Origin of the sequence: Brevundimonas mediterranea, assembly GCF_014196125.1 — a bacterium.
In the GTDB taxonomy this organism is placed as follows: Bacteria; Pseudomonadota; Alphaproteobacteria; order Caulobacterales; family Caulobacteraceae; genus Brevundimonas; species Brevundimonas mediterranea.
In genome coordinates, this window is record NZ_JACIDA010000003.1 from 215,114 (window position 1) to 239,283 (window position 24,170).

A 24,170-nucleotide genomic window follows, 5' to 3' on the forward strand; every position below is an offset into this window, starting at 1 on the left:
GCGTTTCAATGTGCGAGGCGGCTCGTTTCAGGACGCCGGTCGCCCGACTTCCTCGACCGGCATGTCCGCCACGCCTTCAGGCGCGACCGCGACGGCCGGAGCCGGCTGTTCCAGCGTGCGCAGCCGGGCGTTTATGGCCACGACTTCCTCCTGAGTGGGCAGGCGACGGCCGCCCAGACTGACCACGCCGACGACGCGTTGCTGGCCGTTGATCTCGACAGTCTTGATCGGTGCATCCCCGCCCGGCGCCGCCAGAGTGTCGGGATCGGCGCCGCCGGTCGCCTGACCGGGCTGGACGCCCGGGCGCGGCCGCGAGAACCGCGCCTCGTCGATCACCGGCTCATGGCCCTTGTACAAGGTGCGGAAGGCGGCGGTTTCGCCGTAGAGACCCTTCCAGCGATAGAAGACGTGCAAGCCGATCTTGTTGACCCGGGCCACCGACGGCGCCCACCAGGGGTTCACATAGTCGGCATGATAATGGGTGGCCGTCCCGACCTGCTGCGCGACCGCGCCGTTCAGCGCCTTCTCCGCCACCTTGCGCGCCCGCTCCCAGGCCCAGGCGACCGGCGTCTGGGACAGGGAGCCGTCGCAGGTGAAACTGAACTGGCAGCCCGTGGTCCGCTCGGCGCCCTCAAACACCACGCCGCATACGGTGTTGGCGTAGTTAGGATCGCGCACCCGGTTCAACACCACCTGGGCCACGCCGGCCTGACCGGCGTCCGGCTCCAGGGCCGCCTCGAAATAGACGGCCTGAGTCAGGCATCGCAGGGCGCGGCGCCGGTCCTCGGCGCTGCCCTTGAAAACAAAGGACTGGGCGGGACGCAGGGCGCCGGTCGCCAGGATCGCCCCGTCTGTAGAATAGGCCGCCGGCTGGAGCAGGCTTGGGTCATGACGCTGGGCCAGGGCCAGTTGCGAAGGGGTCAAACGCCCCTTCACGGCGTCTAGGCCGGGGGCGCTCATGTCCCCGCCGGTGATCCGCGCCACAGCCTCGGCCGTGCGGTCGGCGTCGGGACGCACGCTGGACCCGGCGGCCATGGCGACGCCCAGCACAGCGCCGGCCGCAGGCAGGGCCGCCGCCGAGCGCTTCAGCGCCGTCCAGATCATCTTCCAGTGGGCCAGTGTCATTCAAATCCAGAAAGGAGACGACGCTACGGGAGCCGGAGCGTCGTCGTCAGCCCTATGCGCGGACTTCGGGGCCGTTTTCGGGCGCCCGCAGACCGACGTTATCGCCCGCCGAGCGTGGAGCGCAGCATCCAGGCGAACTTCTCATGCGAGCCCAGGCGCTGGGTCAGCAGATCGACCGTCACGTCGTCTCCATCGCCGTCGGCCACGTCCAGAGCCGCGCGCATGGTGGCGATCAGGGTCTCATGATCGCGCATCAGCTCGCGCAGCATCTCGGGCGCGTCCTTTTCCGGGTCGCCGTCGCGGATGCTGGTCAGGTTGGCGAAGGTGCCATAGCCCTGAGGCGCGAACTCGCCCAGCGCCCGAATACGTTCGGCGATGTCGTCCAACGCCTCCCACTGGTCGCGATACTGCTGCTCCAGCAGATTGTGCAGGGCGAAGAATTCCGGCCCCCGCACGTTCCAGTGATAGCCGTGGGTCTTCAGATACACGGCGTAGGCGTCCGCGAGAACGCGCGTCAGCTGTTCGGCGACGTCGCCACGCTCGGTCTGGGACAGGCCGGTGTCGATCGTGTCAGTCATGTTGCGCTCCATGGGGTGATTAACTTTACGCCGGCGCGGGTCCGGTCGAATATGGCTGTCAGGAACGCGAAGCGCGAGCGAGCGTTGCATGAACAAGCGTCACTTTAGAACGACGCGTCGGGAGCGGGCGAAGCATGGACCCAGCCGTGGTCTTCAGGCGACTTCGGGACGCCGACGGCGGTCTGCTGGCGCTCGCCCGGCTCAAGCCGGGTTCGGTCTGGACCCGGATTTTCATCGGACTGATCGGGGCCGGCGCCGCCCTGTTGCTGCGCGCAGCCGGAGCGGCCTTCTACGGCGAAATCACCGGCTTCATGATCCTTCTGCCGGGCGTCATCCTGGCGGCCTTGGCGGGGGGCAGGCTGTCAGGCGTCACGGCGCTGACCGCATGCCTGGTCGGGGGCTGGACCCTGGTGATCCTGAGCAGCGGGTCCGGTCCGGGGATGCTTCCCGGTCTCAATATCGTCGCGACCTTTAACTTCATCGTGGTCGGCCTGTTCTGCGCCTGGCTGGGCGCCTCCCTGCGCGGCGCGCTGGCGCGGCTGGATGCGGTCGTCTCGGCGCTGTCCCTGTCCAACGCGCGCATCGACGAGACCGAAGGACGGTTGCAGATCGTCAGCGAACTGGCCCCCGTCATGCTCTGGATGACAGACGAGACCGGCCGCGTCATCCATCTGAACAACGACCAGCGCCTGTTCTGGGGCGGGCTGGACGATCCCAGCGATTTCGACGCAGACGCCTTCCTTCACCCGGACGACCGGGACCATGTGCTGTCCGTCTGCCGTCAGGCTGATCGGGACCATGTCGCCTATGTCGTCGAGGGGCGTCACCGTCGCCACGACGGCGAATGGCGCGTCCTGCGCAGCGAAGCCCGGCCTCGTCTGAACGCCGACGGCCGCTTCATGGGCATGATCGGGGTCAACATCGACGTCACCGAGGCCCGCGCCGCCGAGGCCGCCCTGCGCGACAGCGAAACCCGGTTCCGTCTTCTGGCGGACACGGCCCCTTCGCCCATCTGGCTGACGGATGTCGATGGCGCGGTCGAGTTCGCCAATATCGCCCTGACCGAATTCTACGGCGGCACGGCCGCCTCCCTGAGCGGCCACGGCTGGAAACAGACCATCCATCCCGACGATCAGCCGCAGGTCGAGGCCGCCCAGGCCGCAGCCCGGCCTAATCTTCGCCCCTATGGGTTCGAGGCTCGGTTCCGGCGTCACGACGGGGCGTGGCGCTGGATGCGCGTCGCCGTGGAGCCGCGCTTTGACAAGGCCGGCGTCTTTCTCGGCTATGCCGGCATCTCCTTCGACACCACCGAGAACCGTGAGGCGCTGGAGACCGCCGCCCGCGCGGAACGGCAGCAGGCTTTCCTTCTGGGCCTCAGCGACCGGCTGCGCGATCTGTCCGATCCCGGTCTCATCATGAGCGAGGTCGAGGCGTCGATCGGACGTCTGATCTCGGCCGACCGTGTCGGCTACGGCGAGATCGATCCGGACACCGGCCTCATCTCAGTGACCGGCCAGTGGGCCGCCGACGACGGGGCCGTTCGGGACAGGATCAGCCTTGACGCCTTTGGCGAGGGCCTGATCGCCGACTTGGCCCAGGGCCGCACCGTCCGGATCGACGACGTGTACGAGGATCCGCGCACCGCCGAGGCCGCGGACGCCTTCGACGCCATCGGGACTCGCGCCCTGATCCGTGCGCCCTTGATCCGCGCGGGCCGTCTGCGCGCCTTCCTGTTTGTCCACGCCTCTGGTCCCCGTCGATGGACCGAGGCCGAGGCGCGCCTTCTGGAAGAGGTCGCCGCCCGCACCTGGACCGAAATCGAGCGCGCCCGCGCCGAGATCCAGACCCGCGAGAGCGAGCAGAGGTTCCGGGCCATCGCCGATACGGCGCCGGTGCTGATCTGGGTCACTGATCAGGATCGCCAGCGCTCCTTCGTCAACCAGGCCTATGTCGACTTCTTCGGCGCCGACTATGAATCGGCGCGGGCCGCAGACTGGCGTTCGTCCCTCCATCCCGACGACGTCGACCGCATCGTCCAGGAATCGGCCGACGGCGAGGCGACCGGCCAGCCCTTTTCCATGGAGGCCCGCTATCGTCGCCATGACGGCGAATGGCGCTGGCTCAAGTCCTTTTCGCGTCCCCGCCTGACGGGACAGGCGGTGGTCGGTTTCGTCGGCGTCGCCTTCGACGTCACCGACATGCGCGAGGCCCAGGCGCGGCTGACCGAATCGGAAATCCGCTTCCGCACGGTCGCCGACAGCGCCCCGGCCCTGATCTGGATGACCGACGCCACGCCGTCGATCATCTTCGGCAACAAACGCTATCGCATCTTTTGCGGCATCCGTTCGAACCGGCAGTTGGCCGACGCCTGGCGGCGCCTGATCCATCCAGACGACGAGACGGTGTTCGACGCCGCCTTCGCCCGCGCCTTCCAGGCCCGGGACCGGTTCGAGGCGCTCAGCCGGGTCAATCATCCCACGCTGGGCCTGCGATGGATCCGCACCGAGGGCGTGCCGCGCTTCGACGCCTCGGGCGTCTTCCAGGGCTATGTCGGCGCCAGCCTGGACGTCACCGACGCCAAACGGGCCGAGGACGACCTGAAACGCATCAATGAGTTGCTCGAGGACCGGGTGGCCGAGGCCCTGACGGAAAAGGCCGCCGCCGAAGCCCACCTGATGCATACCCAGCGGATGGAGGCCGTGGGCCGGCTGACCGGAGGCGTGGCCCACGACTTCAACAATCTGCTGACGGTCGTCATCGGGGCCCTGGACATCATCCTGCGCTCGGACGACCCGGCCAAGAAGAAGAAGCTGGGCGAGGCCGCCCTGGCCGCCGCTCGGCGCGGCGAGAGCCTGACCCACCAGTTGCTGGCCTTCTCGCGCCGCCAGGCCCTGCGCCCCGAAGCCATCGACCTGAACGGCCTGATCCGCGAGGGCGAGCCCCTGCTGCGTCGCGCCGTCGGCGAGGCGGTCGACTTCAAGGTCAAGCTGAAGCGCGGGGGCGTCCGCGCGAACGTGGATCCGGCCCAGTTCGAGGCCGCCCTGCTGAATCTGATCGTCAACGCCCGCGACGCCCTGGGCGACGTCACCGGCGGCCCCATGCGCGACGGCGCCCCAATGGGCGCTCCCCCGGCCGCGCAGGTCCGCGAGGGAGCGAGGATCACCGTCCAGACGATGACCTGTTCGGTCGAACGCGGTCAGGTCGCCGAACTGGCGCCCGGCGACTATGTCTGCGTGTCGGTGTCGGACAACGGATCCGGCATGCCGGCCGAGGTCATCGACCGCGTCTTCGAACCCTTCTTCACGACCAAACCCGTCGGCAAGGGCACGGGACTGGGGCTCAGCCAGGTCTATGGCTTCGCACGCCAGTCGGGCGGCGGGGTCCATATCGCCTCCACGGTCGGGCGCGGGTCCGAAATCCGTCTCTATCTGCCGCCCCTCCAGCCCCAGGAGACCGCGCCCCCCGCCCCCGTTCCCGTCAGCGCGGACGTCGCCTTCGCCAAGGGCGGCCGCATGCTTCTGGTCGAGGACGACGCCAGCGTTGCGGCCGTGGCTCTGGATCTTCTGGAGAGTTTCGGCCTCCAAGTGGTGCTGGCCGAAAGCGGTCCCGACGCCTTAAAGGCGCTACAGGCGGCGCGCTTCGACATCATGCTGACCGACATCGTCATGCCGGGCGGCATGAGCGGCGTCGATCTGGCCCGGCAGGCGGCCCGAGACTGGCCGGACATGCGCATCGCCCTGACCTCGGGCTATGTCGGCGACGACGTGGACCAGGTTCTGGCCGACACCCCCTGGCCCTTCCTGCGCAAACCCTATTCGACGGACCAGTTGCGCAGCATCATCGACGGCCGCGCCGCGCTTCCCGCCGAATAGGCCCGGCCGCCGGCCAAAGAAAAACGCGCCGCAGAAACCCGCGACGCGTCGATCTTCAGTGCAGAGCCTTGAGAGGCTTAGCGACGCGCCTTGCGGGCGGCGTAGCGGGCGTCGCGCTTGGCCTTCTGCTCTTCCTTGGTCAGTTGTTTACGCGCCTTGCGGTCGGCGCGCTTCTCGGCTTCGACAGCTTCCTGGGCTTCGAGATCGGCGGCCATGCGGGCTGCATCCTTCTCGGCCTTTTCACGGCGCTGCTCGGCCTTGGCCAACTCGTGCTGCTGGCGCAGGGCTTCCTTCTCGGCGGCGCGCTTTTCAGCCAGACGTTCGAATTCAGGGTCGGGCGCAGCAACCTTAGGCTTGAATTTGGCGAGCAGGGCCTTTTTGGCCTCCTGCTGGGCGGTAATGCGGTCGGAAAATCCGGTCTTCAGATCTTTCATGCGAAAGCGTCAGGGTTCCTTGTGAACAGCCAGGGGCGGCTATCGGGGATCAGGCGGCGACGAAGAAACGCACGGCCAGAAGCGGGCCGCACAAAGCCGATACGCGCGCCAAAAGCAAGGTTCACCGCAGCGAAATCGGACGGACGCACGATTTGATGCGCATATGCCGCGCATCGCCCGTCCAGTGATGCAGATAGGTCGCGCCCCAGTCGAAACAAGGGCGCGACGCATTCTAGTTGGGCTTCTGGGCCTGGCCGACGACGGCCCCGGCGGCGCCGCCGACAGCCGCGCCGACCGGTCCGCCGACGACAGCGCCGGCCACCGCGCCGCTCGCCGCCTTCTGTTCGATCGTGGTTCCGCAGGCGGCCAGGGCCAAGGTCGCGGCGGCGACAGCCGCCATCACAAGGGGTCTCGACATGGGGCTTCTCTCCAAAGGTCACGCTTCAACGCGACCGCAACGCGCAGGTTCCCTCCCCGGTGGCAAGTCGCGAATACGCCCTCTGATCGCAAAATGAACAGAACCCGGCATACGCTTTAGCTGATATCGCAGGCTGTCACATTTGCGAATGAAGACCTACTGCAATAAAATACAGTATTCGTCGTCACGACTGTCACATTCCAGCCCGGATTGTCATCCCCCCCGTGCGATACAGTGAAAATACCTAATCGTTTCGACGCCTTAACCGCAGGCTTGCGAATCAGCCACATTCAGGTCACAAACTTCGCTATATAGGCCCGTCCTCGACGTCGGGCACAGTGAGCCGAGCGTTGAACGCAGTTGGAACGCGACCGTCAGAGTCGCCCAGCAGGCGAGACTACCCGGGGGCAGCGTTTCTCGCCCTGCTGAACAGGACTAACTCGTTGTCGCATTCCTCTCAGACGCGCGCCGCGTCGCGCGCCGATCGTGTGGCGAAGATCAAGCCCATGACGGCTGCAGCGGCCTTTGGCGGTCTGGTGGGACTGGCGATCGGCGGCGCCTATCTGGGCGGAACCTTGGCGCAGGCGAATACGCTGCGCGCCCAAGCCGAACGGATTCAGGGCGCCACCGCCGCCGGCTTCACCGAAGAAGCGCTCTCGGCCGCCGCCGGCGGCCTGGACGCCAGCGCGCTCTCGATCGCACGTCGACACGATCCCTACACCAGCGCGGGCGCCGCCCAGCGCGACCGCCAGGCGGAACTCCTGGCCGCCCGCCTCGACCAGTTGAACGACAACCGCGACCCGAACCTGCGTCGCGCCAATCTGACCACGCCGGTCGGCGCCAAGCCGTTCCGCATGGCCAACGCCCTGGACGCCAGCCGCGATCTCGATTGCCTGACCCAGGTCGTCTATTATGAAGCCCGTGGCGAAGGCCGCGACGGCATGCAGGCAGTGGCCCAGGTGGTCCTGAACCGCGTCCGCCACCCCGCATTCCCCAAGACCATCTGCGGCGTCGTCTATCAGGGCGCCGCGCGCCGCACCGGCTGCCAGTTCTCGTTCACCTGCAACGGCGCGATGCGCGGTCGGGTCAACTCGACGGCCTGGAACCGCGCCAAGAGCATCGCCTCGGGCGCTCTGTCGGGATCGGTCTATTCGGCCGTCGGCAACGCCACCCACTTCCACACCACCGGCGTGTCGCCGGTGTGGCGCAACTCTCTGATCCGGGTGAACCAGGTCGGAAGCCATCTCTTCTATCGCTTCGGCGGACGTTCGGGCGCCAGCGGGGCCTTCACCTACGCCGCCCGGCCCTCGACCTCGGGCGACCAGCCCCGCCTGATCCAGGCCGGGCTCGATCCGGTCGAGGCCGCACGCCAGGCCGGCCAGGCCGTGGCCTATTCCCTGGTCCTGGCCCAGGAAGGCCTGACCGCGCCGGAACCGACCGCCCTGGCGCCCCAGCCGCGCCCGCAGACGACGCCTCAAGCCGAAACGACCGCGCCGCGCGCCCAGCCCGCGTCGCAGCCGGCCAACCAAGCCGCCGCCCGCACGGCTCGGCCCGTGTCCACCTCCGCCAAGGTCGAGGTCACGAACGCTTCCAACCCGGTCTGATCGCAGCCGGGAGCGTCTTTTCGAAGCCGCTCCCGCGCTACGCCCTCACAGCGCGTCCAGTCCGATGTCCAGCACCGGCGCGGAATGGGTCAGGGCGCCGACCGAGATCACGTCCACCCCGGTCTCGGCGATGCCCCGCACGGTTGTCAGATTAACCCCGCCCGAAGCTTCCAGCGTCAGCCGCCCCGCGACCCGCGCCACGGCGGTCTTCAGGTCCTCCAGGCCGAAGTTGTCCAACATGACCACGTCCGGCGCCACGCCCTCGGCGATCAGGCCCAGCACGGCGTCCAGCTGATCCAGCCCGTCCACCTCGACCTCGACCTTCATCAGATGAGGGGCGAAGGCCTTGGCCCGGCGCACCGCCTCGGCCACGCCGCCGCACACGGCGACGTGGTTGTCCTTGATCAGGATGGCGTCATCCAGGCCGAAGCGATGGTTCATCCCCCCGCCGCACGCCACGGCATGTTTCTCCAGCGCCCGCAGGCCCGGCGTGGTCTTCCTCGTATCTGCGATCCGCGCCTTGGTCCCGTCCACCGCCTGAACATAGGCCTGCGTCAGGGTCGCCACGCCGCTCAGCCGCCCGACTAGGTTCAGCGCCGTCCGTTCAGCCGACAGAAACGCCCGCGCCTCGGCCTCGACCACCGCCAGCACCGCCCCGGCCTCGAAGGCCGCGCCGTCCTTGAGCCGCAGATCGACCGACGCCTTCGGATCCATGGCCAGCACCGCCAGCCGTACGCAGTCGATTCCCGCCAATACGCCGGGCTTGCGCGCCACAAAGCCCGCCTTCATCCGCGCGTCTGCGGGAATACAGGCCATGGCCGTCACATCGCCCGCCCGGCCCAGATCCTCGGCCAGGGCCATCCGCACGACCGGCTCGATCAGCACATCCGGCAAGGACCGGCTCACGCGGCGGGCTCCAGCACGGCCGGACGCGTCGCCGGGCGCACATTCCGCACCCGCGTATGGTCCGCCACAGCCGCCGTCTGCGGATAATCCGCCCGGTAATGACCGCCCCGGCTCTCACGCCGATCCAGCGCCGCCTGCACGACCAGACGCGCCGCCTCCAGCACCGCCGCCGAGCCATACTGCGCCTCCAGCCGGTCGATCAGGGCGATCAGGCCCGACAGGCCCGTCTCATCCCGCACCACCCCCGCATGGGCCGTCATCGCGGTTCTCAGCTCCGCCAGGACCGCCTCGGGCAGGTCCGGCGTGATCTCGACCGGTAATGGCCGTCCGCCGCCGGTCTCCAGCGCCGCCGCCTGTCCCGCACGTCGCCCGAAGGTCGCGGCTTCAAGCAGGGAGTTGGACGCCAGCCGGTTCGCCCCATGCACGCCCGTCGCCGCGCACTCGCCGACCGCATACAGGCCCGCCACCGTGGTGCGCCCGTCGGCGTCGGCGGCGATCCCGCCCATATGATAGTGGCAGGCCGCCATCACCGGGATCGGACTGATGCGCGGGTCCAGGCCGCTGCGCATACAGGCGGCGAAGACGGCCGGAAACTCGTGCGGAAAAGCCTCGCCGATGGCTGTGCGCGCATCCAGATAGGCGCCTCGCCCCTCCATCCGCGCCGCATGAACCGCCCGCGCCACCACGTCGCGCGCCTTCAGGTCCGCATCGGGCGCCGCGCCCAGCAGGAACCGCCCCTCGCCGTCGATCAGCCGCGCGCCCTCCCCGCGCAAGGCTTCAGTCGCAAGCGGCGCGGGATCCAGCCCCACGTCGATGGCGGTGGGGTGAAACTGCACGAACTCGGGATCCAGAATTTCCGCACCTGCCCGCGCCGCCAGCGCCAAGCCTTCGCCCTTCAGCGCCGCCGGCGTCGTGGTGGCCGCAAACAGTCCGCCCGCCCCGCCGGTGGCCAGAACCACCGCCGTCGCCGTGATCTCGACCAGACGCCCGCCCGGCCCGCGCGCCGCCACCGCCCCGACCACCCGGCCGTCGGCGTCCTGAACAAGCGCCTTCAGCCGCGCGTCTTCCCAGACCGTGATCCGCTTCTCCGCCCGCACGGCCGCGACCACGGCCGACAGGATGGCCCGTCCGGCCCCGTCGCCGCCGACCCGCGCCACGCGCGCCACCGAATGGGCCGCCTCCAGACTGACCACGAAGCCGCCGTCCGCATCCCGGTCGAACGGCGCGCCCAGGGCCGCCAGCCATTCCACCGTCTCGCGCCCCGCTTCGGTCAAGGCCCGCGTCGCCGTGGGCTCGACCAGGCCCGCGCCCGCCGCCTCGGTGTCCTTCGCGTGCAGCTCCGGCGAATCCACAGCCGTCAGCGCCGCCGCCATCCCGCCCTGCGCCCAGGCGGACGAACAGGCGTTCAGCAGGGGCTCCGGCGTCAGGACCAGAACCTCAGCCCCCGCCCGCGCCGCTTCCAGCGCGGCCGACAGGCCCGCCAGACCAGCGCCGACGATCAAGGGCCCGTCATGTCGCGTTCGGTTCATCGCCCGACTCCCAGATAGTTCAGGCCCAGGCTCACCGCCCCGGCCGGATCGCCCCCGACCATGGGCAGCAATGCGCCCAGGGCCGCCGCCGCGCACACGACCAGGGTTAGCAGATAGAGGGCCAGGCTCTTGCCCGCCTCGGGCCAGCTCAGCGTGCCCCAGGCCGCGCGCCAGACGCCCCGCTTCAGATGGGCGAAGACCGACAGGGCCAGGAAGGCGGCCAGGATGAACCGCCCGGTGGACAGTCCCCACCAGACCACGGCCACGCCGATGACCAGCAGTACGATCTGCTCCAGCCGCGGATGCACCCGCGTCAGCACCGGCCCCAGGGCTCTCGATCCGTCCAGAGGCGGCGCCGGGACCAGGTTCACCAGGTTCAGCATGGCGATGAAGAAGGCGCCCATCAGCCATTCGCCCTGCCCGGTCGCCATCCACACCCCGACAAACGGGATCATGGCCAACAGACCGAACGCCGGACCCGCTAGCGAAACCAGCACCCCGTCCCATTCGCTCTTCGGCTCCCGCCGCGCCTTGGCCAGCCCGCCCAGGAAGGGAATGATGTAGATTCGCGCCGGCCCCATCCCCATCCGGTTCATCGCCAGGGCGTGCCCCGCCTCATGGACGAACAGGCCGATCAGCACGGCGCCCGCCACAATGGCGCTGCCGGTGATCCACCACAGGAAGCCGCCCATCAGGGCCGTGGACAGCAGGGCCCAGACCAGGCTCTGATCGTTCTCGACCGGAATCTCGGCCGGGGCTGCGGGGGCGGCGCGCAAAGCCGGGTCTTCGGGCTTGGGATCCCAGGGGCCGGGGATGCGATCGGGCGTGCGGTTCGGGGTGTCGATATTGCTCATGGCGTCCAGATGGGCGCAGCAACCGGTCCCGACCACGAGACCGATCGCCGCGTCACGCTCAGATCAGCTCCACATCGACGTGATGCCGCGCCTTGACCAGATCATAGCGCGCCGGAACGGCGGGCGGGGGCAGGTCGATCATCCGCTGCACGGCGAGCCGTCCGCGTTCGATCATGTCGGCCGGAACCGTCACCTCGAACTGCATGTGCAGCAGGCAGTCGCGGATGTTTTCCAGCGTGATCCGCTTCATATGCGGGCACAGGTTGCACGGCCCGATGAACTGCACGCCCGGCACGTCCCCGGCGACGTTCGCAGCCATCGAACATTCGGTGATCATCACCACCTGTTTGGGCCGACGCGCCTCGACATAGTCGGTCATGGCCGCCGTCGAACCGGCGAAGTCCGCCGCCGCCAGCACGTCTTCCGGGCATTCGGGGTGGGCCAGGATTTCCGCGCCCGGATAGGCGGCGCGCATCTCGGCGATGTCGTCCACGGTGAACCGTTCATGCACCTCGCAGCGGCCCTTCCAGGCGATGATGCCGACCGTCGTCTGGGCCGCGACGTTGCGCGCCAGATATTCGTCGGGGATCAGGATGACCCGATCCACGCCCCATTCCTTGGCCGCCCATTCCACCACCTGCACGGCGTTGGCGCTGGTGCAGCAGATGTCTGTCTCGGCCTTCACATCGGCCGTGGTGTTCACATAGGTCACGACCGGCAGGCCCGGATAGCGCTGCTTGATCAGCCGCACATCCGCCCCCGTGATCGACGAGGCCAGCGAGCATCCCGCCCGCAGATCGGGGATCAGCACGGTCTTTTCCGGGCTCAGGATCTTCGACGTCTCGGCCATGAAGTGCACGCCCGCCTGGACGATCACCTTGGCGTCCGACCGTGCGGCCTCCTTGGCCAAGCCCAGGCTGTCGCCGACGTAGTCGCCGACCCCGTGGAAGATCTCGGGCGTCATATAGTTGTGGGCCAGGATCACGGCGTCGCGCTCGCGCTTCAGCCGGTTGATCTCGCTGATCAGCCGCGCCTGTTCGGGCCACTCCAGCGGCGTGACATGGTCCTTGACCTTCGCCCACACCCCGGCGGTCTCCCGCTCCAGTTCCTTCGTCAGACCAAAGGCGCCGTCCGCCATGACCGTCTCCCTAGACCCTTATGCTCAAAGTTAGCATAAGCACAACCAATGTAGGCCGATGGGGGCCGCGCGCAAGAGAAATCCATTGCGCGCCTCTCAAGCATGGGAGAGTTTCCAGCCATCAGCGCACGAACCTTTCACAAACGGGGCAATATCGCTTAGACGGACGGCGACTTCATTTCCTCACCCCCGCTTCGCCTGACATTTTGATGCAAGACACCATCCGCCGCATACTCACCGCCCGCGTCTATGACGTGGCGGAGGAAACGCCCCTCGATCCGCTGCGTCGCCTCTCGGCGCGGCTGGACCGCCCCGTGCTGCTGAAGCGTGAGGACCTGCAGCCGGTGTTTTCGTTCAAGATCCGCGGCGCCTACAACAAGATCGCCGGCCTGACCCAGGCCGAACTGTCCAAGGGGGTCATCTGCGCCTCGGCCGGCAATCACGCCCAGGGCGTGGCCCTGGCCGCCGCCCGCCGCAACGTCCCCGCCGTCATCGTCATGCCGACCACCACCCCCGGCATCAAGGTCGCCGCCGTCCGCGCCCTGGGCGGCGAAGTGGTCCTGCACGGCGACAGTTTCGACGAGGCCTACGCCCACGCCCGCCATCTGGAGAGCCAGACCGGCGCCGCCTTCATCCACCCCTTCGACGACCCTGAGGTCATCGCCGGCCAGGGCACGGTGGGGCTGGAGATCGCCCGTCAGCACGCCGACCCCATCGAGGCCGTCTTCGTGCCCATCGGCGGCGGCGGCCTGGCCGCCGGGATGGCGGCCATCCTCAAATTCCTGCGCCCCGAGACCCGCGTCATCGGCGTCGAGCCGGTGGACGCCCCCACCATGAAGGCCGCTATCGACGCCGGCGAGGTGGTGACCTTGAACGAGGTCGGCCTGTTCGCCGACGGGGTGGCCGTGCGCCGCGCCGGGGACCACACCTTCCGCCTGTGCAAGGATCTGCTGGACGAGATCGTCCTGGTGGATACCGACGCCATCTGCGCCGCCATCAAGGACATTTTCGACGACAGCCGCGCCATCGCCGAACCCTCGGGCGCCGTAGCGCTTGCGGGCCTCAAGGCCTGGGCCGCCGCCCATCCCGGCGCGGCCCCCCTGATCGCCGTCAACTCGGGCGCCAATCTGAACTTCGACCGGCTGCGCCACGTCGCCGAACGCGCCGAGATCGGCGAGGGCGCCGAGGCCCTGCTGGCCGTGGCTATGAAGGACGACCGCGACGACTACCGCCGCTTCCTCGACAGTCTCGACGGCCGTTCGGTCACCGAGTTCAACTACCGCTGGTCCGGCGACGGCGAGGCCCAGATCTTCGTCGGCGTCGCCCTGAGGAACGGTCCGCACGAGCGCGACGACCTGATCGCGACCCTCCGTTCCAACGGCTACGCCGTCGAGGACATGAGCGACAACGAGACCGCCAAACTGCACGTCCGCTACATGGTCGGCGGCCGCACCGTCGGCCTGCCCCACGAGCGTATCCTGCGCTTCCAGTTCCCCGAACGTCCGGGGGCCTTCCTGCGCTTCCTCAACAGCCTCCAGCCCGCCTGGGCCCTGACCCTGTTCCACTATCGCAACCACGGCGACGACGTCGGCCGGGTGCTGGCGGGCGTCAGCGTCCCCCCCGAAGAACAGGCCCAGCTGTCCGCCGCCCTCGCCGACCTGGGCTACCCCTACGTCGACGAAACCGCCAACCCTGCCTGCCGCCTGTTCCTGGACGGGGCCTGAGCCACGAAAAAGGGAGCGACCGTCGCCGGTCGCCCCCCCTTCTTACATCCCTGTAATATCAGAGCTTCTTGCTGAAACGCACGAAGAAGTAACGGCCGCGCGCCGACACCGGCGTCGCCACCGTGCTCAGGAAGGGCTCTTCGTCCGTGAGGTTGTTCACACCGACGATCAGATCGCTTTCACCATCGATGTCCCACGACAGAGAGGCGTCATGGGTCCAGATCGGATCGTTCCACGGCGCATCATACGAGACCACGTTCTCGATCTCGACGCCCGACCGGGTCTGCTTGGTCTGATAGTTGGAGAACAGTCCGGCTGTGAAATCGCCCACGCTCCACCGTACCGAGGTGTTCAGCACCCACTCCGGAGAGTTCAGCTGTTCCTTGACCGGATTGGCCAGGGACGCATCCGCCACGAACGGATAGTCGTTGCGATCCTCCAGCCAGGTTCCGCCCACGCCCAACGCCAGCGAACCCCATTCCGGCTTGCCGAACATGTCCATGTCCAGGCGATACCTGACGTCAAAATCGACGCCCGAGGCTTCCAGCCCGGCGAAGTTGACCGAGCTCTGCTGCAGATAGTCCAGGCCGCCCTGGGTCAACGAGCCGGGACGGTCGTCGCGGCTGATCAGGGCGCAGTACTGGTTGTTGATGTCGGGCGCATCATAGCAGCTGTTGACGATGTCCTGGGCCGAGACCGAGGCGATCGCATTCTCGATCTTGATGTTCCAGTAGTCGGCCGTGAACGTGAACCCGGACAGGAACCGGGGCTGCACCACCAGACCCGCCGTCCAGGAGTCAGAGGTCTCCGCCTGAAGATCCGGATTGCCGCCCGACGCGCCGAAGAACTGGGCCGTCAGCGGATCGGCGAAGTCGTAGGTCGATCCCACCGTCACGCCGTAGCGGGCCAGATCGGCGCGGCAGTTGGCCTCGCGGGAGCTGGAGCCCTGGGTGATGTTCTCCGCCGAGCAAGGATCGATGGGACGGAAGCCGGACGTCTGCAGCGGTGTGAACAGTTCGGCGATGTTCGGCGCGCGGACTGCCTTGGACACGCCGCCGCGGAACCGCAGATCCGACACCGGCGCCCAGACCATGTCGGCCTTGAAGGTCTCGGTATTGCCGATATTGGAGTAGTCGCCGAACCGCGCGGCGGCATTCAGGGTCAAAGTCTCGGCGAACGGCAGATCAGCCAGCAGCGGCAGGCTGATCTCCACGAAGCCTTCCGAAACCTCGAACTCGCCCGCCACCGCCGCCGTGGTCGCATAACGGAAGGTCACGCCCTGCTCGTCATAGTCGTTCGGATTGAAGTCGCTCTGTTCCTTGCGATATTCGCCGCCGATCGCGAAGCTGACCGGACCGCCCGGCAGACTGAACCAGCGTTCCAGATCGCCGGCCAGGAAGCCGGACACCACCGTCTGCTGGATCAGCGAAGTGTCAGTCACCAGCGGACCAACGAAGGCGGAGGCCTCCGGGCTGACATTGCCCAAACCAAACAGGTTCAACGGACGACACTCGGAGCCTGCGCCCGGCGTAAAGGTCTGGAAGGGGTTGGGAACAGGTCCGCCGAACTCGGGATAGAGCCCCGAGATGGGCGGGGCCGCCGTCGGATCCAGGGTTGAGCGACAAACCGCCTCGCCCGTCACCGGATCCGTCACTGCGTCAATGGCGGCGAAGAACCGATCCTCCAGACGAACCGCGTAGGTGCTGTCCTGCTCAGTCCGGCCATAGTTGAACGACAGTTCGTAGTTCCAGCCCAAGTCCAATTCGCCGCGTGTACCGACAACGGCGCGATAGGTGCGCCGCTCGTTCTCAGCCTTGGGATCGAAGATGTCGATATGGTCGCGCGACAGCGCAATCTGAGCCGTATCGGCGATGCTGGGATCCGCCGCGATCTCCGCATCAACCAGAGCCCTCAGCGCCGCCGGAATGAAAGGATTGTCGAGCGAGATCGGTATGGAGTCGTCATAGGTGTTGTATGGATTGTAGGTCGTCCCCTTGCTCCACGACGCGGTCAATTCGACGAAGGGATTGAAGAAGGTCGAGAGATTGTAGTTGCCCGTGAAGCTGAGCGAATAGCTGGACTCTTTGGGCAGCAGGCTCTGGTTATCGAACACCTGGGCCGCACCGTCGCCGCCCGACTGGTTGGACGAGCCCGCATACAGGCCGTCCTGGAACGGTCGAAACTGTCCGGTGACCGGATCGACGGTGTAGCAACCGTAGCCAAGTTGGCCATTTCGGTTTGTGTTGCAGTCGGCGACCACCTGGGGATTGGAATAAAAGTTGGCCGGTTCCGCGTAGCCGTCGCCATCCAGATCAATGCCGATCAGACCGCTCGTGCTGGAGATCGAAAAGCGCGGATCGGCGATGAAGGCGCGAGGCGTCGCCGACTGAGCCCGTGCGATCAGCGACGCATCCGTCCCAGCGTAGCGCGGCGCGCCGCCCAGCAAGATGGTCCGCCCGCGCGTGTTGGCCAAGGTCCGTCCCGGCGGCAGCGGGTCGCCGGCCTGGAAGTAGAGCGCCGGATTGGTGTAGTCGTCGTAGGTCCCGTTGTTCTTCGAATAGCTGCGGTCGCCATAATAGAGTTCGGAGCGCTCATTGCCTTGGACGCCGATGGTGAAGTTGCCGCGTCCATTGTCGAAGTTGCGGCCGTGGAGCAGAGAGACGTAGAACTCCTCCGCATCGCCCTCGCCGGACAGCCCGCCCTGCACCGTCATTTCGGTGCCTTCGTAATCGTCCTTAAGAATGAAATTGACCACGCCGGTCACGGCGTCGGATCCATAAACAGCGGATGCGCCGCCGGTCAGGACCTCGACCCGCTCGATCAGACCTGCCGGAATACTGCTGACATCGACGGCGGCCGAGCCAGGCACCCCGGCGACATACCGACGGCCGTTGACCAGGGTCAGGGTGCGCGACGATCCCATGCCGCGCAGATTCAACGTCGCCGCCCCGCCGTTCGCCTGGGCCGAGCTGGCGGACGACTGCAGCGCGGGAATCCGATCCAGCAGGTCAGAAACCTGGGTCACGCCCTGCGTCTCGATCGCCTCCGCAGTCACTAACTGAACCGGCTGGGCGGCCTGGGTCGCCGACGACGACGAAAGACGCGAGCCTGTGACGACAATCTCGTCCACCTCGGGGGTCGGGTCCGGCGCCGACTGTGCGAATGCCGGCGCCGACAGGCAGCTAAGTATAGACCCGCCAAGCAGGATCGAGCGGAAAACCGCTTTGTTGCGCATGATTACCCCCAAAAATCGCGAGAGGAGTCGCGATAAGGGGAAGATTTTGCTGCAATGCAGCGAGGGTCAATCGCCAAACAGCGGTTGGCGACATGTTTGCCTAAGAACTGTCACAGTTAGGCCACAAACCTGAGGCGAACGCCTCGTTTTTGACATCAAAACTCACCCTCAGATCCACTGAACCCGAGTGGTCGCCCGCCATGGCGAAAGGAGGCGGCATGGCGGACGAACCTTTTAGGTCAGGCTTTTTCGATAGCCGCCGCGATCTGATCCGTACTATGCCCCGTCAGGTCCTTGGCGATTTCGCCGGCCAGCTTGGATTCTAGATCCTTGTGCCAGTGCTTGCGCAGTTCCCCCAGGGTCTTGGGCGCCGCGATCACCAGCAGTTCGTCGATCTTGTTCGTGACCGACCATTTGTTCAGCACCTCGGCCACGCCCATGGCGAAGCCGTCCTCGGCCTGGGTGTCGTTGTCCGGGTTGGCCTCGCTGGAACGGCGGCCGGACGAGCCGGAAACCCGATCCTCCATCGCCGGAATCTCCAGCGGCGACAGCCGGATTTCCTGGGCGTTCGTGTTCTTGAACAGGACCAGCTTCTCGCCGTCGACCACCGCCACCAGGGCGCCATTGGATAGTTTCATCGTCGATACTCTTTCGGTCTGTGGCCTTGGGTAACGGTCGGGGACCGATGCCGTTGCCTCGCCGATCAGAGCAGCCGCCCGCCGGCCTCGTGCGCCAGCAGCCAGCGTTTCCGCTCCAGCCCCCCGGCATAGCCGGTCAGGGTCCCGTTCGCCCCGATCACCCGATGGCAGGGCACGATCACCCCGACCGGGTTGGAGCCGTTGGCCAGACCCACCGCCCGCACCGCTCTGGGCGATCCGATCGCCGCCGCCAGCTGCCCGTAGCTGCGCGTCTCCCCCGCCGGAATGGCCCGCAGCGCGGCCCACACCGCCTGCTGGAAAACGGTCCCGCCCGTCTTCACCACCACCGCATCAAACGCCGTCAGATCACCGCCGAAATAGGCTTCGACCGCCCGACGCACCGCCTCCGGCGCCAGCCCCTCGACCAGTTCGACCGGGCCGTAGTGGCGGTGCAGCAGCCGGCGCATCCGGTCTTCGTAGTCATGGAAATCCAGCGCCCGCACCGCCCCCTCGGCGTCGGTCGCCACCAGCACCTCGCCCACCGGCGAGGCGATCCGATCCAGGGTCAGGGTCATCGGCGTTGATTGTCTAGGCATCGGCCGTCTCCGTCACACGGTTCCAGTAAAGGGCGCCATAGGCGCGCCAGGGGCGCCAGGCTTCGGCCCGCGCCGCCAGGGCCGCATCCACGGTCGCAAGCCGGTCGCTGGGGGCATCCTCTCCGGCGTCGATCCAATCGCCCGCCGGTCGCAGTCCTGGCCAGGCCTCAAGCGCCGCACGCAGGTCCGGATCCGCCGACAGGTCCCGCCGGATCGCCTCGGGATCAGCCGCCAGGTCGAACACCCGCCGCACCCGCGCCAGCACGCCCGGCAGGGCTTTCAGCTCGTCCACCCGCGCCTCGACCGCCGCCTTGCCCTCAGACCCCGACCGCACGGAAACCTCGCCGTCCGTCCCGTCCGTCGCCGCCCGCAGCCTGCGCCGCCAGACCCCTTCGGCCACCGCCTCGTCCGGGGCGGCCCGCACCGTCAGGGCCGACATCATCGCGCTCCAGTCATAGGGCGGGCGATAGGCCAGGCCCAGCTTCACCGCCCCGCCGCCCTCGCCTTCCGCCTTGCGCCGCCGCAATTCCGACGGCGGACGGCCATACAGGGCCCGAAAGGTCTCGTTGAACCGCCGGACGCTGCCGAAGCCGGACGCCATCGCCACCTCGGCCATCGACAGGTCGCTCTCGTGGATCAGCTGCTTGGCCAGCAGGACGCGCCGGGTTTGGGCCACGCTGACCGGCGCCGCGCCCAGGTGCTGGCGGAACAGCCGTCGCAGATGCCGCTCGCCCACCCCCAGCCGCGCCGCCAGAGTGTCCGCATCGCCCCCGTCCAGCGCCCCCGCCTCGATCAGGGCTAGGGCCCGGCTGACCGTGTTCGACGTGCCGCGCCACGCCCCCATCTCGGGGGCCGTCTCGGGGCGGCAGCGCAGGCAGGCGCGAAACCCCGCCGCCTCGGCCGAGGCCGCCGTGGGGTGAAACACCACATTCTCGCGCCGGGGCGTCCGCGCGGGACAGACCGGCCGACAATAGATGCCGGTCGAGGTCACGCCCGTGAAGAACCGCCCGTCGAACCGGGCGTCCCGCGCCCCCAAGGCTCTCCAGCAGGCCTCCTGATCCAGCGTCTGTTCCATGGCCGGCAGGATGGCGGCTCAGCCCGGCGATGTCTCGCGGTTTTCGGACATGGATGCTCAGTCCTTCAGATAGAAGATCGCCTCGACCGTCGTGTTCAGCGCACGCGCCAGATCCAGGGCCACGATGGTCGAGGGGATGAAGACCCCGTTCTCCACCGTATTGATCGTCTTGCGCGACACCTTGGCGGCGTCTGCCAGTTGGGCCTGGGTCAGGCCGGCCGCCGTGCGGACCTCCTTCAGCCTCAATCCCAGCCGACTACTCCCCATCGCCGGACGCCTCTCGATCCAGAAGCGCGAACCGCAAGGCCGCCGCCCCCGCCGAAGTCAGCAGCGAGAAGGCCAGCACCAGCGGCGTCCAGTTCGGCGCCCACACGCTGGCGGCCAGCGCCAGGGTGGCGCCCGCCATCAGGACGATGAAGGCCAGGCCCGTCGCGCGCGCCCGGATATGGCGCGACAGTTCGTCGTCCAGGAACTTCTTCATCTTCCGTGAGCCGCCGTCCCACGCCATCACGGTCATAATGATGGTCCAGCTGACGGTGGCGGCCATCAGCAACGGCACAATGGCCTCACTGACACGCCCGGCGAGCAGATGATCCGAAAAGCCGATGATCATGATCCCCTCGATCAGCACCACCAGACTCATGGTGAACAGCTGGATGGTCCTGTTCCGTTGAACGCGGTCCCGATAAGTCATGATCGCGTCCAGGCGTCGTCGATCTTCGCCGGGCTTGCTGAACCAGGCCAGGATCGCCCCGACCAGCATGGCGACGCCGCCCGCCGCTGCGACCGCCATGGCCCATTGCGCGTCAGCACTACCTTCGCTGGCGGCCAGCGAGGCGATCCCGATCATGCCCAGCGTGAAGAGCACCAAGGCGAACCCGTGCCGGCGGCGGCGGCGGCGCTCACGCGCCAGAGCCGCCTGCTTTTCATCCTCATCCATGGACGCCGCTCCTCAAGACTCTCGGCCCGCAATCCGATTGCAGATCACCCATCGCGACCGGCCTCCCGATCCAGCCAGGCGAACCGCAGCCCCGCCGAGGCCCCGCCCAAGGCCAGGACATAAGGCAAGGCCATGACCCCGTACTGTGGACGCCACAGCCCCAGACCCAGGGCCACGGTCAGCCCCGTCATCAGCACGACGAAGGCCAGGATCATCGATCTGGCCCGCATCAGCTGGGTCAGCTCGTCCTCCAGGAACCGGCGGTTCTTGCGTGTGTGCGCGTCCCACCCCATGACGACAAGCGGGATGAGCCAGCCATACAGAACCGGCAGCAGCACCTGCACATAGGCGCCCAGATTATGGTCCCCGCCCAGGATCCTGCCCATCGCCTGATGCGCCTGCGCCATGAAGAGCAGCAGCACGACGGGCAGCATCACCAGCTGTTGGGTGCGCGCGCGCTCCAACTTGTCACGACGCGCCCCCTCGCCGCTCGCCGCCACAGTGATCGACTGGCCCGGACGCGAACTCCACGCCCAGATCGCGCCGATGAGGGTCAGGGCGAATCCGACCCCCGTCGCCACACCGGCCGCCGTCGCCTGGTCGCCTTCTGCGCCGGAAACCAACGCGAACCCCGCGCCGCCGACCATGCCCGCCGCCCCGACGGCGGTCAGGGTGAGGGCCGTCCACCAGCATCGTTTTCTTTCCAGTTTCACGCGCTGGATCGCTTGATCGTCGCTGTTGCTCATGTCGCCCTCCTGACGTAACCTTGAGGTGACATATCACCTATAGGTTACACGTCAAGACCGTTTTCTTTTTCCGTGTCCCGACTAAGGTGTCCCTCTCCCGGGGGGTTCAGTTCATGTCCAGTCATCGTCGTTCCGTGCGTCCGCTCGCCTTCAGCCTGGCCGGCGCCTGCGCCGCCGCCCTGCTGGCGGTTCAGCCCGCCGCCGCGTTCCAGACGGGCGCCGACATCCCCACGGTGCGTCAGACCCTGGGCTATGACAGCGGTCAGGAGATCACGCGGGCCGCCGACGTGCGCCGCTATTTCGAGGCCCTGCGCGCCGCCGCTCCCGACCGGATGGCGATGGGCGACTATGCGACGACCTGGGAGGGCCGGCCCCTGTTCTGGGCCGCCGTCGGCTCGCCCGCCAACATCGCCCGGCTGGACCAGATCAAGGCCGACGCCCGCGCCCTGGCCGATCCGCGCCGCACCTCGCCCCAGCAGGCCGCCGCCCTGATCGCGGATCAGCCGGTCCTGGTCTGGATGGCCTATTCCGTCCACGGCAATGAGATCAGCCCCGCCGACGCCGCCATGCAGGCCGCCCGCCGCCTGCTGACCGATCCGACCGCCCAGGCCTGGCTGGCCAACACCGTCGTGGTCTTCGTCCCGACCCAGAACCCGGACGGGCGCGAGCGTTTCCTCAACAGCTTCGCCTCAGGTCGCGGCTCCCTGCCCAATCCCGACCCCGCCTCGGCCGAGCGGGACGAGCCCTGGCCCAGCGGTCGCTACAACCATTATCTGTTCGACCTGAACCGCGACTGGTTCATCCAGACCCAGCCCGAGACCCAGGGTCACGCCGCCCTGGTCCGCGACTGGCGGCCCCAGGTGGTCGTCGACAGCCACGAGATGGGCTCGGACGAAACCTTCTTCTTCCCGCCAGAGGCCGAGCCGCTAAACCCGTGGATCTGGCCGCGCACCCTGGAGAACCGCGCCCTGTTCGGCCGCAACACCGGCGCCCGGTTCGACGCGGCGGGCCTGCCCTACTTCAACCGCAAGGTCTATGACGCCTTCTACCCCGGCTATGGCGACGGCTGGCCCGGCTATCTCGGCGCCGTCTCCATGACCTACGAAGCCGGTTCGGCGCGGGGCCTGGCCGCCCGCCGCAGCTCGGGCGAAGTCTTCACCTACGCCGACACGGTCCGCGCCCACCTGACCGCCACGCTGGCCACCATCGAGACGGCCTCGCGCAATCACGACCGGCTGTTGAACGACTTCTACGCCTATCACCGCGACGGGGTGGCGGGACGCGGCGCCTATGTCCTGTCGCGGGCGTCGGACCCCGCCGCCGCCGACCGTCTGGCGGGACTGCTGGTCCGTTCGGGGATCGAGGTCGGGGTCGCGCGCCAGGCCTTCGCCTGCGCCGGCCAACACCGTGCGGGCGACTATGTGGTCAACCTGGCCCAACCCCAGCGCCGGATGGCCGAGGTGCTGCTGACCCGCGACGTGCCCATCCCGCCTGCCTTCCTGGCCGAGCAGGAGCGCCGTCGCGCCCGCGGCCTGGGCGACGAGATCTATGATGTCACCGCCTGGTCCCTGCCCCTGATGTTCGGCGTCGATGCAACCCGCTGCGACAGCGCCCCGGGCGTCGCCGTCGAGGCGCGCGGGCCCGAACTGGTCACGCCCGCCGCCGTTCAGAACGCAGAAGCCCGCTACGGCTTCCTGGTCGCCCCCGGCTCGGCCCAGCCCCGCTTCCTGGCCGCCGCCCTGCAAGCCGGCCTGACGGTCAATTCCGCCGATCAGCCCTTCACCCAGAACGGCCGCGACTGGCCCGCCGGCACCTTGGTCTTGCCGAAAGCCGGCGCCCCCGCCGACCTGATCGCCACCCTGAACCGCCTCGCCGCCGACACGGGCGCCGAAGTGACCGGCGTTGACGAATCCTGGGTCGAGCGCGGCGCCGGCTTCGGCTCCAGCGATGTGGTGCGGCTGCGCGCGCCCCGCATCGCCCTGGCCTGGGACAGCCCCGCCGCCCCCGACGCCGCCGGCGCGACCCGGTGGATGCTGGAACGCGACCTGGGCTATCCGGTCACCCCCATCCGCACCGCCAATTTTGGCGACGCCGACCTGGCCCATTATCAGGTCCTCATCCTGCCCGAGGGCCGCGACTACGCCTCCGTCCTGGGCGAGGCCGGGGTCAAGGCGTTGCACGACTGGGTCTCGCGCGGCGGCACCCTGATCAGCCTGGGAACCGCCACCCGCCTGCTGACCGACCCCGACAGCGACATGCTGGCCTCGCGCCGCGAGACCGGCGCCTTGGACAAGGACGAGGACAAGCCCGCCGCCCCCGCCCGGATCGCCAACCAGACCGACTACGCCGCCCTACTGGCCCACAGCGACCACGGCCCGGACTCGGTCGCCGGCGTTCTGGCCCGCGCCCATGTCGATCCCGACCACTGGATCGGCGCCGGCCTGCCCGAGACGCTGAACGTCCTGGTGCGCGGCGCCGACATCTACGCCCCGCTGAAGCGCGGCGAGGGCGTCAACGCCGTGCGGTTCGAAGGTTCGGACACCCTGCTGGCCTCGGGCCAGCTCTGGGCCGAGAACCAGGCCCAGCTCGGCTACAAGCCGGTCGTCATGGTGGAAACCCTGGGATCGGGCCAGTTGATCGCCTTCACCCAGGACCCGACGGTGCGCGGCTATCTGGAAGGTTTGAAGCCCCTGTTCGCCAATGCGGTGTTCAAGGGACCGGCCCACGTCTCGCCGCGCTGGTGACGTCACAGACGCCT

General features: G+C 68.1%; 19 protein-coding genes. 4 read left to right on the plus strand and 15 right to left on the minus strand.

The features are described from left to right. Window positions 1-27: 27 nt before the first annotated feature. Together GGR11_RS14755 and GGR11_RS14760 are read right to left on the minus strand one after the other, a co-directional pair. Window positions 28-1,125: a cell wall hydrolase gene (locus GGR11_RS14755; protein WP_183198199.1), complete on the minus strand. Its 1,098-nt coding sequence runs from the start codon at window positions 1,123-1,125 to the stop codon at window positions 28-30. A 98-nt stretch (window positions 1,126-1,223) separates the two neighbouring features. After that, window positions 1,224-1,703 (minus strand): Dps family protein, encoded by a 480-nt coding sequence (locus GGR11_RS14760; RefSeq protein WP_183198202.1) that lies wholly within the window; start codon window positions 1,701-1,703, stop codon window positions 1,224-1,226. 134 nt (window positions 1,704-1,837) lie between these two features. Here GGR11_RS14760 and GGR11_RS14765 point away from each other — a divergent pair, with 134 nt between their 5' ends. Further along, window positions 1,838-5,575 carry a PAS domain S-box protein gene (locus tag GGR11_RS14765; protein WP_183198204.1) on the plus strand — a complete coding sequence of 1,246 codons (3,738 nt, stop codon included), beginning with the start codon at window positions 1,838-1,840 and terminating at the stop codon, window positions 5,573-5,575. A 77-nt stretch (window positions 5,576-5,652) separates the two neighbouring features. Here GGR11_RS14765 and GGR11_RS14770 read toward each other — a convergent pair whose 3' ends face one another. Beyond that, window positions 5,653-6,009, minus strand: a complete 357-nt coding sequence (locus GGR11_RS14770; protein WP_183198206.1) for a DUF6481 family protein — start codon at window positions 6,007-6,009, stop codon at window positions 5,653-5,655. 232 nt (window positions 6,010-6,241) lie between these two features. Beyond that, complete coding sequence (locus GGR11_RS14775; protein ID WP_035310966.1) at window positions 6,242-6,427, minus strand: hypothetical protein; 186 nt, start codon at window positions 6,425-6,427, stop codon at window positions 6,242-6,244. Between the two features lie 443 nt (window positions 6,428-6,870). On the opposite strand from GGR11_RS14775, the gene GGR11_RS14780 reads away from it, so the two are divergent. Continuing rightward, a complete protein-coding gene (locus GGR11_RS14780) occupies window positions 6,871-8,031 on the plus strand; it encodes a cell wall hydrolase (protein ID WP_246331919.1) in 1,161 nt (386 codons plus the stop codon). A gap of 45 nt (window positions 8,032-8,076) precedes the next feature. Here GGR11_RS14780 and nadC read toward each other — a convergent pair whose 3' ends face one another. Genes nadC through nadA form a run of 4 tightly spaced genes read right to left on the minus strand, consistent with a single transcriptional unit; the run spans window position 8,077 to window position 12,458 of the window. Further along, window positions 8,077-8,937 carry a carboxylating nicotinate-nucleotide diphosphorylase gene (gene nadC / locus GGR11_RS14785; protein ID WP_343051152.1) on the minus strand — a complete coding sequence of 287 codons (861 nt, stop codon included), beginning with the start codon at window positions 8,935-8,937 and terminating at the stop codon, window positions 8,077-8,079. Next, window positions 8,934-10,466 (minus strand): L-aspartate oxidase, encoded by a 1,533-nt coding sequence (locus GGR11_RS14790; RefSeq protein WP_183198208.1) that lies wholly within the window; start codon window positions 10,464-10,466, stop codon window positions 8,934-8,936. The genes nadC and GGR11_RS14790 overlap by 4 nt, the downstream gene beginning before the upstream one ends. Continuing rightward, on the minus strand, window positions 10,463-11,356 hold the full coding sequence (locus GGR11_RS14795) for a metalloprotease (RefSeq protein WP_343051153.1): 894 nt from the start codon (window positions 11,354-11,356) through the stop codon (window positions 10,463-10,465). The genes GGR11_RS14790 and GGR11_RS14795 overlap by 4 nt, the downstream gene beginning before the upstream one ends. A gap of 22 nt (window positions 11,357-11,378) precedes the next feature. Beyond that, a complete protein-coding gene (gene nadA, locus GGR11_RS14800; protein ID WP_183198210.1) occupies window positions 11,379-12,458 on the minus strand; it encodes a quinolinate synthase NadA in 1,080 nt (359 codons plus the stop codon). A 209-nt stretch (window positions 12,459-12,667) separates the two neighbouring features. Here nadA and ilvA point away from each other — a divergent pair, with 209 nt between their 5' ends. Beyond that, entirely contained in the window at window positions 12,668-14,182 is a 1,515-nt protein-coding gene (gene ilvA / locus GGR11_RS14805; RefSeq protein WP_183198212.1) for a threonine ammonia-lyase, biosynthetic, read from the plus strand. Window positions 14,183-14,240: 58 nt separating this feature from the next. Here the strand turns inward: ilvA and GGR11_RS14810 are convergent, their stop codons facing one another. From GGR11_RS14810 to GGR11_RS14840, 7 genes are all read right to left on the minus strand, one after another. Further along, a complete protein-coding gene (locus tag GGR11_RS14810; protein WP_183198214.1) occupies window positions 14,241-17,417 on the minus strand; it encodes a TonB-dependent receptor domain-containing protein in 3,177 nt (1,058 codons plus the stop codon). A 239-nt stretch (window positions 17,418-17,656) separates the two neighbouring features. Then, window positions 17,657-18,055: a baeRF12 domain-containing protein gene (locus GGR11_RS14815; protein ID WP_183198216.1), complete on the minus strand. Its 399-nt coding sequence runs from the start codon at window positions 18,053-18,055 to the stop codon at window positions 17,657-17,659. 65 nt (window positions 18,056-18,120) lie between these two features. Further along, entirely contained in the window at window positions 18,121-18,651 is a 531-nt protein-coding gene (locus tag GGR11_RS14820; protein ID WP_246331921.1) for a methylated-DNA--[protein]-cysteine S-methyltransferase, read from the minus strand. Then, a complete protein-coding gene (locus tag GGR11_RS14825; protein WP_183198218.1) occupies window positions 18,644-19,726 on the minus strand; it encodes a bifunctional transcriptional activator/DNA repair enzyme AdaA in 1,083 nt (360 codons plus the stop codon). Before GGR11_RS14825 ends, GGR11_RS14820 begins: the two co-directional genes overlap by 8 nt. Window positions 19,727-19,783: 57 nt before the next feature. Continuing rightward, a complete protein-coding gene (locus GGR11_RS14830) occupies window positions 19,784-19,993 on the minus strand; it encodes a helix-turn-helix transcriptional regulator (RefSeq protein WP_154726509.1) in 210 nt (69 codons plus the stop codon). Continuing rightward, the gene (locus GGR11_RS14835; protein ID WP_183198220.1) at window positions 19,983-20,666 is read right to left on the minus strand and encodes a hypothetical protein; all 684 of its coding nucleotides are present in this window, start codon (window positions 20,664-20,666) and stop codon (window positions 19,983-19,985) included. Before GGR11_RS14835 ends, GGR11_RS14830 begins: the two co-directional genes overlap by 11 nt. Window positions 20,667-20,710: 44 nt before the next feature. After that, window positions 20,711-21,412 (minus strand): hypothetical protein, encoded by a 702-nt coding sequence (locus GGR11_RS14840; protein WP_183198221.1) that lies wholly within the window; start codon window positions 21,410-21,412, stop codon window positions 20,711-20,713. 113 nt (window positions 21,413-21,525) lie between these two features. On the opposite strand from GGR11_RS14840, the gene GGR11_RS14845 reads away from it, so the two are divergent. After that, a complete protein-coding gene (locus GGR11_RS14845) occupies window positions 21,526-24,156 on the plus strand; it encodes a M14 family metallopeptidase (RefSeq protein WP_183198223.1) in 2,631 nt (876 codons plus the stop codon). Window positions 24,157-24,170: the final 14 nt, after the last annotated feature.

What these genes read in the sequence shown, in the direction of transcription:
- GGR11_RS14755 (WP_183198199.1), bottom strand. Translation starts at nt 1,125, where the DNA reads ATGACACTGGCCCACTGGAAGATGATCTGGACGGCGCTGAAGCGCTCG.
- GGR11_RS14760 (WP_183198202.1), bottom strand. Translation starts at nt 1,703, where the DNA reads ATGACTGACACGATCGACACCGGCCTGTCCCAGACCGAGCGTGGCGAC.
- GGR11_RS14765 (WP_183198204.1), top strand. Translation starts at nt 1,838, where the DNA reads ATGGACCCAGCCGTGGTCTTCAGGCGACTTCGGGACGCCGACGGCGGT.
- GGR11_RS14770 (WP_183198206.1), bottom strand. Translation starts at nt 6,009, where the DNA reads ATGAAAGATCTGAAGACCGGATTTTCCGACCGCATTACCGCCCAGCAG.
- GGR11_RS14775 (WP_035310966.1), bottom strand. Translation starts at nt 6,427, where the DNA reads ATGTCGAGACCCCTTGTGATGGCGGCTGTCGCCGCCGCGACCTTGGCC.
- GGR11_RS14790 (WP_183198208.1), bottom strand. Translation starts at nt 10,466, where the DNA reads ATGAACCGAACGCGACATGACGGGCCCTTGATCGTCGGCGCTGGTCTG.
- nadA (WP_183198210.1), bottom strand. Translation starts at nt 12,458, where the DNA reads ATGGCGGACGGCGCCTTTGGTCTGACGAAGGAACTGGAGCGGGAGACC.
- ilvA (WP_183198212.1), top strand. Translation starts at nt 12,668, where the DNA reads ATGCAAGACACCATCCGCCGCATACTCACCGCCCGCGTCTATGACGTG.
- GGR11_RS14810 (WP_183198214.1), bottom strand. Translation starts at nt 17,417, where the DNA reads ATGCGCAACAAAGCGGTTTTCCGCTCGATCCTGCTTGGCGGGTCTATA.
- GGR11_RS14815 (WP_183198216.1), bottom strand. Translation starts at nt 18,055, where the DNA reads ATGAAACTATCCAATGGCGCCCTGGTGGCGGTGGTCGACGGCGAGAAG.
- GGR11_RS14820 (WP_246331921.1), bottom strand. Translation starts at nt 18,651, where the DNA reads ATGCCTAGACAATCAACGCCGATGACCCTGACCCTGGATCGGATCGCC.
- GGR11_RS14825 (WP_183198218.1), bottom strand. Translation starts at nt 19,726, where the DNA reads ATGGAACAGACGCTGGATCAGGAGGCCTGCTGGAGAGCCTTGGGGGCG.
- GGR11_RS14830 (WP_154726509.1), bottom strand. Translation starts at nt 19,993, where the DNA reads ATGGGGAGTAGTCGGCTGGGATTGAGGCTGAAGGAGGTCCGCACGGCG.
- GGR11_RS14835 (WP_183198220.1), bottom strand. Translation starts at nt 20,666, where the DNA reads ATGGATGAGGATGAAAAGCAGGCGGCTCTGGCGCGTGAGCGCCGCCGC.
- GGR11_RS14840 (WP_183198221.1), bottom strand. Translation starts at nt 21,412, where the DNA reads ATGAGCAACAGCGACGATCAAGCGATCCAGCGCGTGAAACTGGAAAGA.
- GGR11_RS14845 (WP_183198223.1), top strand. Translation starts at nt 21,526, where the DNA reads ATGTCCAGTCATCGTCGTTCCGTGCGTCCGCTCGCCTTCAGCCTGGCC.